Origin of the sequence: Muricoccus vinaceus, from assembly GCF_042433125.1 — a bacterium.
Taxonomy (GTDB): domain Bacteria; phylum Pseudomonadota; class Alphaproteobacteria; order Acetobacterales; family Acetobacteraceae; genus Roseomonas; species Roseomonas vinacea.
Map to the genome: position 1 here is coordinate 1 of NZ_JBHLVZ010000063.1, position 606 is coordinate 606.

Below are 606 nucleotides of genomic sequence, written 5' to 3' on the forward strand. Positions count from 1 at the left end.
GCCGCCTGAGCCGTGGCCACCTCAAGCCCAAATGCAATTTCCACCACGTTGACGGACGCTACCACTCAGACCTTTCCAAGGACGCAGTTGAGCGGTTCCACGAGCGCGACCTGACGCGCCTCGAGGGTGTCTCGCTGGATGAGTCCGACGACGTCCTGATTCGGGTGGCGCGGCTCCGGGAGGCTCCCCCACCGCCAGCTGACGCGATGTTCGACGGGTGGATACAGGGTCTGGGTGCTGTCACCGAACCGCCCCGCCTCCTTTCCAAGCGCATGGTCACCGTCTCCCTGGATGAGGCATCCGACCTCGAGGAGGCGGGCCTGACCTTACAGGGGGACGTGATGGAGCAGCGAGGCCCCAAAGCTGACCCCCTCAAGGTGGATGTCGTGCTGCGCCTCGAGAACATGCCGGAGTTCTCGAAGGCATTTGAGGAATGGCGCGACGGCCCGTGGGCAACGTGGGCGGAGGCCGAGCGGCCCCGGCGGCGCAGCATCGATGTTTACAACAGGCTGTTCACGGCCCACCAGCGGATGGTCGCGGCTGGGCGAGCCCGGAACTCGCTCAGAACACTGAAGTGGAACCCCGGGTCGGTCAGTTCGAGCCCAA

General features: G+C 65.5%; 1 protein-coding gene. It reads left to right on the forward strand.

The window, feature by feature from the left end:
* Positions 1-606 (forward strand): hypothetical protein (locus ACFFIC_RS18300; protein ID WP_377052973.1); only part of this gene is annotated, 606 nt, incomplete at both ends.